The sequence below is a fragment of the Eudoraea sp. genome, from assembly GCF_049665975.1.
Taxonomy (GTDB): domain Bacteria; phylum Bacteroidota; class Bacteroidia; order Flavobacteriales; family Flavobacteriaceae; genus Eudoraea.
This window is the reverse complement of sequence record NZ_JBATGR010000196.1, coordinates 1-7,900: the sequence shown is the minus strand read 5'-3', so window position 1 is coordinate 7,900 and position 7,900 is coordinate 1. Positions and strand designations below refer to the sequence as shown.

The following is a 7,900-nucleotide window of genomic DNA, read 5'->3' as shown; positions in this document are numbered from 1 at the left end:
AAAAATCTAACATTAAGATCATTTTCCAAAAATGTTTTGATTTCGTGTAACTGTTCACCATTAATGTCATTTCTTTCCAGCTGATCCGCATAGGCAAATGCATGTTGTTGTAATTCCAGAAGCAAACCGGCAAGAACTTTCTTGCTATTTGCAAGTTCAGCTTCATATTTAGGTACTACAACATTATCAATGTTTTTTATAAAGATAATATCAGCATTTTGTTCGTTTAAGTTCTCAATAAGTGCGCCATGACCACCAGGTCTAAATAATAATGAACCGTCATCCTTCACAAATGGTTCATTTTCCAGAGTTACGGCCAAAGTATCCGTAGAAGGTTTTTGATTTGAATATGTAACTTCAAATTCCGTTTCTGTAGCTTTTGACACCCTGGGGCCAACGGCTTCAAATTCTTGAGTAAATAGAGATTGATGTTGTACTGAAATAGTAAAATGTAATTTTGCATTATTGTTTATGACAGCATAGCTGAAAGCTTCTTTTAAATGCTCTTCAAAAGGAGTAGAAGTAAATTCCCCATAATTATGAAAAGGTAAGAGTCCTTTGGGGTAAAAACCATAATTAAGGTTTTCTTTCAGTAACATTTCACACACAAAACGATATTTGATGTCATTTGCAGAACTGGATTTGTTTTTTATTCGTTTTTGAACAATCTCGTAAAAAGGGAATTTCTTAATTTGTTTGAAAAAGGTCTTTAAATCGGTATCATTTAATCTGTCTACATAAGCATCTACGTCTTCGCCCTCAGGATCATAATTCTCTAAAAAGTTAAAGAGGGATTTAAACATTCTCGAAGCGGCACCAGACGCCGGAACAAATTTGAGTAAACTTAAAAGCCGTTTTAGTTCTTCAAATTTACCGACAAACTTTTTTTCCTGAGCTTTACTTAATTTCAAAATCCCATCTGAAACTATTGCCGCCTTTTCTAACCTTACAAATGGTATCCCCTCTTTAAAGGTCTCGATCTGATCCAGAACTTTTTCTTTTGAGATTCCTTTTTCCTGTAGTTGTTTTAAATCCATTGGTGAAAACTCAATCATTTGTCCAGTAGTTTATCGATAGATTTAATGGCCAGTGCAAGCCTTTTACCATTATCCCCATTTAAAATAACATAATTCTTATCATACTTTTCCAATGTTTCCTTGAAATAGAGAAACATTCGTTCGCGTTCATTAGGTTTATCCCGAAGATCGTCTTTTTCCCAGGGAATATCTATGGAAGTTAGCAAATAAAGATCGTATGTATTTTGCAAAGCGTATTTTTCCAAAACAGGATCACAATAACCAAGGTAATATGCTTCAGAATATACTTTAGTTTCCAAAAGATCTGTATCACAAATAAGAAGCTTATTTGCTTTTTCCGCCAAGGAATTTTCCAATCTAATTTGGCCTTCAGCAATGGGTATCAAATCATGAGATTCACAAGTTTTTTGTTCTTTATTCCACTTTTCTTGCAAATATTCACGAGCGTATTCCGGCACCCATTCTGTTTGATAGTGATTTGCAAGTTCCTGAGCCAAGGTAGTCTTACCTGTTGATTCAGGTCCAAACAATACTACTTTAACAAGGTTAGCGGGCTTTTGTTTAAGTTTTTCTTCCATGCCATATAGCCATAAAAGGCGATTATGGTAAATAATAAATATTGAAGGGATGTAAAAATAAGTCCTTTATACAAATATAAAGGAACTGTAATTACATCACCAATAATCCAATAGATCCAATTTTCGATCTTTTTTTTGGCCATAAGCCACATCCCAACAAAGAAAATGGCAGTTGTAAGGGTATCCACATAGGCTGTCCAACTATTAAATTTATCAAATAAAGTATATACCAGTAAAACAAAAACAACTGCACCAATAAACAGAAATATGGACCAGTTTTTTTCTTTCCGGTTCATTTTTGTTATCGGGATAAAATGGTCGGCGTCTACTTTTCTTGTCCATAAGTACCAGCCTATAATACTCATGGAAAAATAATACCCGTTTATAAGCATGTCGCCCAATAGCCCATATACCCAAAGGATATATACAAAGATACCAGTGTTGATTATTCCGGTAGGAAATACAAGGATATTTTCTCTTTTTGCATACCATACACTTAAAAACCCGAAAACAACACCAATCATTTCGAGGATGATTAAAAACGCAGGGGTATCCTGATATTGAGCAAAAATCCAATCAAAAATCTGGCTCATAATTGCTTCGGTCTGTTTTTACAATTTTGATATACATTAAACCATTTTCCATCAATTCCAAAGCAAGTTTAATTTCTCTATTGAGCAGTTTCATTATATCATCATAATCTCCATAAATCTGAGTACTTAAAGGATTTTCCAAAATGGTAAACCCAGAGGCCCGTATTTTTTTTATAAAATCGATAATTAGCTCTTCGTAATTATCCTGTAAAGGGGTTAAGGTCAGCTCAACAGATATATTCATAATTTGATAAATTTAATAGTTGGACAATCTTTATATTACCCTTCCTTTTTAATAGCATATACGCAGGTAAATTCTTCAAATTCCAGAAAAGAAATATCATATTCGGATGTGCACCCTTCATATCTGATAAGACCCGTGGTAGTATTATGGGTGTTAATAAAATCTTCAATATAAATATGATTTATAAAACTCAACCCATGGGTGGCATATATCTTATATAGGGACTCTTTGGCTCCCCAAATAATTGTAAGCTTTTTAACTATTTCTTTTGCGTTTGAAATATCTGCATAGTCCTCCATAGGTGTAAACTTATGACCAATAACGGCTATCTTATCTCGTTGTTTTTCAATATCAATACCAACTTCATCTTTCTGACTTATAATTATTCCAGTAAATTGATATGAATGTGTTATGGAGATATGATTTCCATCTTTTAGATGTGGCTTTCCGGCCTGGTCATAAAAAAGATCACTATCTACATAACCCGCTAACCCCATTAAGTGGCGTATGCTTAAAAACCCTCTCCTATGCAATTCAGACTTCATGCCGTTCACTCTTAGCTGGCAATTATTAGTGAGCTCAATATTTAAGGAAAGTTCTTTCTCAGACTCTGTAATCTTCCAAATGTATACCTTGGTATATGGGTTTACTGTTATAATTTTGTAAAGAGGCATACAATATTTTAAGTTATCATTACCTTTGCCTTTTGAAAATGTAAAAGGACATTTCCAGGACGAATGTAAAAAATAAAAAAGATATGCGAACCAATACAATACCATACGTTCCATTTAAAGTCAAGGATATTACCCTGGCAGAATGGGGAAGAAAAGAAATAGAACTGGCTGAAGCCGAGATGCCGGGACTTATGGCCTTGCGTGAAGAGTACAAAAAAGAACAACCTCTTAAGGGTGCCCGCATTGCTGGTTGTCTTCATATGACCATACAAACAGCAGTACTTATAGAAACCCTCACTGCTCTTGGTGCAGAAGTTACATGGAGTTCATGCAATATTTTTTCCACTCAGGATCATGCTGCTGCAGCTATAGCAGCAAGCGGTGTGCCGGTTTATGCATGGAAAGGTATGAATGAAGAGGAATTTGACTGGTGTATAGAACAGACGCTGTTTTTTGGTGAAGAACGAAAGCCGCTTAATATGATTCTGGATGATGGGGGCGATCTTACCAATATGGTATTGGATCAATTTCCGGAACTCACATCAGAAATTAAAGGTCTTTCGGAAGAAACAACTACCGGGGTCCACCGCCTATATGAGCGTTTTAAAAATGGGGTATTGCCTATGCCGGCAATAAATGTGAATGATTCTGTTACCAAATCCAAATTTGACAACAAATATGGCTGCAAGGAAAGTGCGGTAGATGCAATTCGAAGGGCCACAGATACCATGCTAGCCGGAAAACGAGTTGTTGTTGCAGGTTATGGAGATGTTGGAAAAGGCACAGCAGCTTCATTCAGAGGGGCAGGGGCTATTGTAACCGTTACAGAAATAGACCCCATCTGCGCTCTGCAGGCCTGTATGGACGGGTATGAGTTGAAAAAACTAGAAACAGTAGTTAGTAACGCCGACATTGTAATAACGGCTACAGGAAACAAGGATATCCTTAAAGAAGAGCATTTCAGGGCTATGCGTGATAAAGCTATAGTGTGCAATATTGGCCATTTTGATAACGAAATAGACATGGCCTGGTTAAATGATAATTATGGCAATACCAAAGATGTGATTAAACCACAAGTAGATAAATATACTATTGATGGAAAAGACATTATAGTGCTTGCCGAAGGCCGTTTAGTTAATTTAGGATGTGCTACGGGTCATCCAAGTTTTGTTATGAGTAATTCATTCACGAACCAAACACTTGCACAAATAGAACTTTGGAAACATAGTGATAAATATGAAAATAAGGTTTATATGCTTCCTAAGCATTTGGATGAAAAAGTTGCCAAACTGCATTTAGAACGTTTAGGTGCCGAACTTACAGAATTGCGAGAAGAACAGGCATCTTATATTGGGGTTGAAGTTAAAGGCCCTTATAAACCGGATTATTACAGGTACTAGAGAATAAAGCTTAATTTAGATATAGAAAAAACCCATTATGAAAACATAATGGGTTTTTATTTTGAGTTATTCAATTGAGTATTATGCCTCAAAAGGCTCTATAGAAACATAAGATTTTCCACCTGCTTTTTTTTGAAACTTTACAAGTCCGTCTACTTTTGCATGCAAGGTATGATCTTTTCCGATGTAAACATTATTACCAGGATTGTGTTTTGTACCACGTTGTCTTACAATAATATTTCCTGCAATAGCAGCTTGTCCTCCAAAAATCTTAACCCCTAAGCGTTTCGATTCTGATTCTCTACCGTTTTTAGAACTACCTACACCTTTTTTATGTGCCATGATATTATTTTTTATACCAGGTCTGGGCCGGTATTAGTTATTAACTTATTTATTTAATGCCTCAATAAGATCGGCCTTTTTCATAGAAGAAATCCCTGAGATTCCTTTGGCTTTGGCCATTTCCTTTAATTCTGCTACTGTCTTTTTGCTTAAATCGACTTTAACTTTAGGAGCTTCCTTCGCTTTTTCAACTTTGGCTTTAGGAGCTTCAGTTTTTGGAGCCGCTACTTTTACTGGCGCTGCTTTTACAGGAGCTTCTTTTTTAGGTTCGGCCTTAGCTACAGTTTTTTTAGCACCTTTGGCTACAATACTTTCGATAACCAATTCGGTCAGATACTGGCGATGACCATTTTTCTTTCTAAACCCTTTACGTCTTTTCTTTTTAAAGACAATTACCTTGTCTCCTTTAAGGTGTTTAACGACTTTAGCCTCAACTGCGGCTCCGTCTATAGCTGGGGCGCCAATAGTAATGTTTTTACCATCTTCCAAAAGAAGGACGTTGTGAAAAGAAACTTTTTTTCCTTCGTCTTCCTGCAAACGGTGAACGTATACTTTTTGGTCTTTTGCAACTTTGAATTGCTGCCCTGCTATTTCTACAATTGCATACATAGCTTAATATTAAATATTTTTATTTCCCTTTAAATGAGCTTTTTAGCAAATTAAACACCAAAGGCGCTCTAAAGGCGGGTGCAAATATACTGCTAAATTGGGAAATCACAAGAGTTTTTTTTATTCTAATCAGATTTTTTTTGGGGGGTTCTTCGGAGTTTTAAACAACTGCATAAAAGTAAGTGTCAGGACCACGGTAGTGGCAAATCCCATAATTGCAACCGTAAAGAATACGATTCCTTCAAAATTTTTGAAATTATTAAACCAACTCGTTGAGAGTTCCTTTAAAAAGTCGGTATTAACCTCGGTAGCGTAAAAAGCAAAAAAGAAAGTAAAAATTAGTGTTGCCACAACACCGGTAACCATTCCCGCCTTAAATCCTACTCCATAGCTAAAGTTATGTTTTTCCTGAAGTCTAAAATATTTTATTGCCTCATATATTCCGAAACCCGTAATTACTCCATTAAAAAGACTAAAAAAAACATTGGTATGTAAACCAAAAAGAGATAAAATTAAAAAATATGCGATAAGACTCCCACTGGTTGCAATACCAAAGCGTATAGGGAGGGCAACTCGTTTCATTTGCTTTATTTTTCTTCTTATGCCATTCAAAATAATGAATATTGTCCAATTATCATATAAAATCTTGTTAAAGAAGCAGAGTTTTCCTTCACATAAGCTCTAAAATATTATATTAGTCGCTCTTTAAATTCTTTTAATCGAGTACACAAATCAATCTATTAATTAAATTTTTATGAAAAGAAATTTTTACATGACTTTGCTTGCTTTCATTGCTTTTATCGCAATCAATGCGCAAGAAGTAACCTATGAGGAATATGACCTGGATAACGGGCTTCATGTTATTCTTCATCAGGATAATACAGCTCCTGTTGTAACCACGGCGGTAATGTACCATGTTGGCGGAAAAGACCGTACTGAGGGTCGCACTGGGTTTGCGCACTTTTTTGAGCATCTGTTGTTTGAGGGTACAGAAAATATTGAAACAGGTACCTGGAGGGAAATAGTCTCCTCACGGGGTGGTGCATTTAATGCTAATACATCGCAGGATCGAACCTATTATTACGTGACTTTCCCTTCAAACAACCTGCAGTTAGGTTTGTGGATGGAATCTGAACGCATGTTACACCCTTTAATAGACCAAATGGGGGTAGATACCCAACAAGAGGTCGTTAAAGAGGAAAAAAGACTTAGTTATGACAATTCTCCTTATGGCCAATTATTGCCAGTATTGGGTAAAAGTCTTTTCAAAGTTCATCCTTATAAGGATCCAAATATTGGCTATATGAAAGATTTGGATGCGGCAACGCTGGAGGATGTTATTGCCTACAACAAAAAGTATTATGTTCCCAACAATGCGGTATTAATAGTTGCAGGAGACATAGACATCCCTGAAACTAAAAAAATGGTATCGGACTATTTTGCTGAAATTCCAGCAGGGGAAGATGTAATCAGAAATTATCCAAAAGAGGTCCCAATAAAAGCAGAAGAAAAAGTTACGGCTTATGACGCCAATATTCAAATACCTTTAGTGGGAATAGCCTATAGAATTCCTGGTTTCACAGATAGAGATGCGTATGTCCTAAACATGATATCTACCTATTTGAGTGACGGTAAGAGCTCTAAACTCTATAAAAAAATAGTAGATGAACAAAAACAAGGACTTCAGGTTGGGGCTATAAATCTTGATCAGGAGGATTATGGAATGTATCTGGTCTATGCGATACCTGTTGGCGAGACTTCACTCGATGTACTGGTTAATGAAATGGAAGAAGAAATCTCTAAAGTACGTTCAGAATTGATTTCTGAAAACGACTATCAAAAATTACAGAACAAATTTGAAAATAATTTTGTGAACTCTAATTCAAGTATAGAGGGTATAGCAAATTCATTGGCAAGGAATTATCTGTTGTATGGCGATGCGGAATTAATAAACAAAGAAATTGATATTTACCGCTCAATAACAAGGGAAGAGATACAGGCAGTTACCAATAAATATTTGAATTCTAACCAAAGGGTAATCATACATTATTTACCAAAAGAAAATATTGACAATTGAAAATATGAAAAAATTATATTTTACAATCGCTTTTACATTAGCGGCCATTACCCTTAATGCTCAGGCAGACAGAAGTGTTATGCCCCAACCGGGTCCTGCGCCTGAGATTAATCTGAAGGATCCACAACGTTTTGAGATTACTAACGGCCTTAAAGTTTTGGTTGTTGAGAATCATAAATTACCCAGGGTATCCATACAACTAACCATAGATAATCCCCCTGTTGCCGAAGGTGATAAGGCTGGTGTGTCTATACTTACCGGAAGTTTGTTAGGAAATGGTTCTAAAACAATTTCCAAGGATGACTTTATTGAAGAAGTAGATTTTCTAGGTGCACGAATAAACTTT

General features: G+C 35.8%; 10 protein-coding genes and 1 pseudogene. 3 read left to right on the top strand and 8 right to left on the bottom strand.

Features of this window, described 5'->3' with window-relative positions; all coding sequences use genetic code 11:
* The 5 genes from WBN20_RS07380 to WBN20_RS07360 all read right to left on the bottom strand — a co-directional run.
* A partial coding sequence (locus tag WBN20_RS07380; protein WP_424281230.1) for a DUF4301 family protein occupies positions 1–1,055 on the bottom strand: 1,055 nt, incomplete at its 3' end.
* Entirely contained in the window at positions 1,052–1,615 is a 564-nt protein-coding gene (locus WBN20_RS07375; protein WP_424275090.1) for an AAA family ATPase, read from the bottom strand. The genes WBN20_RS07380 and WBN20_RS07375, both read right to left, overlap by 4 nt.
* Positions 1,570–2,208, bottom strand: coding sequence for a nicotinamide riboside transporter PnuC (pnuC, locus tag WBN20_RS07370; RefSeq protein WP_424281229.1), 639 nt, complete (start codon positions 2,206–2,208; stop codon positions 1,570–1,572). Before pnuC ends, WBN20_RS07375 begins: the two co-directional genes overlap by 46 nt.
* Positions 2,192–2,452 (bottom strand): thiamine-binding protein, encoded by a 261-nt coding sequence (locus WBN20_RS07365; protein ID WP_424271192.1) that lies wholly within the window; start codon positions 2,450–2,452, stop codon positions 2,192–2,194. Before WBN20_RS07365 ends, pnuC begins: the two co-directional genes overlap by 17 nt.
* A gap of 35 nt (positions 2,453–2,487) precedes the next feature.
* Complete coding sequence (locus WBN20_RS07360) at positions 2,488–3,126, bottom strand: 4'-phosphopantetheinyl transferase family protein (protein ID WP_424271191.1); 639 nt, start codon at positions 3,124–3,126, stop codon at positions 2,488–2,490.
* 83 nt (positions 3,127–3,209) lie between these two features.
* On the opposite strand from WBN20_RS07360, the gene ahcY reads away from it, so the two are divergent.
* Positions 3,210–4,526, top strand: a complete 1,317-nt coding sequence (gene ahcY, locus WBN20_RS07355) for an adenosylhomocysteinase (RefSeq protein ID WP_424275089.1) — start codon at positions 3,210–3,212, stop codon at positions 4,524–4,526.
* 81 nt (positions 4,527–4,607) lie between these two features.
* Here ahcY and rpmA read toward each other — a convergent pair whose 3' ends face one another.
* From rpmA to WBN20_RS07340, 3 genes are all read right to left on the bottom strand, one after another.
* Positions 4,608–4,868 (bottom strand): 50S ribosomal protein L27, encoded by a 261-nt coding sequence (gene rpmA / locus WBN20_RS07350; protein ID WP_276388714.1) that lies wholly within the window; start codon positions 4,866–4,868, stop codon positions 4,608–4,610.
* Positions 4,869–4,913: 45 nt separating this feature from the next.
* The gene (gene rplU / locus WBN20_RS07345; protein ID WP_424281228.1) at positions 4,914–5,477 is read right to left on the bottom strand and encodes a 50S ribosomal protein L21; all 564 of its coding nucleotides are present in this window, start codon (positions 5,475–5,477) and stop codon (positions 4,914–4,916) included.
* Between the two features lie 129 nt (positions 5,478–5,606).
* Entirely contained in the window at positions 5,607–6,059 is a 453-nt protein-coding gene (locus WBN20_RS07340) for a DUF4199 domain-containing protein (RefSeq protein WP_424281227.1), read from the bottom strand.
* A 172-nt stretch (positions 6,060–6,231) separates the two neighbouring features.
* Between WBN20_RS07340 and WBN20_RS07335 the strand changes: the two genes are divergently transcribed.
* Both WBN20_RS07335 and WBN20_RS07330 read left to right on the top strand, forming a co-directional pair.
* The gene (locus WBN20_RS07335) at positions 6,232–7,554 is read left to right on the top strand and encodes a M16 family metallopeptidase (RefSeq protein ID WP_424271436.1); all 1,323 of its coding nucleotides are present in this window, start codon (positions 6,232–6,234) and stop codon (positions 7,552–7,554) included.
* Between the two features lie 4 nt (positions 7,555–7,558).
* Positions 7,559–7,900: pseudogene (locus WBN20_RS07330) on the top strand (insulinase family protein); the annotation flags it as partial.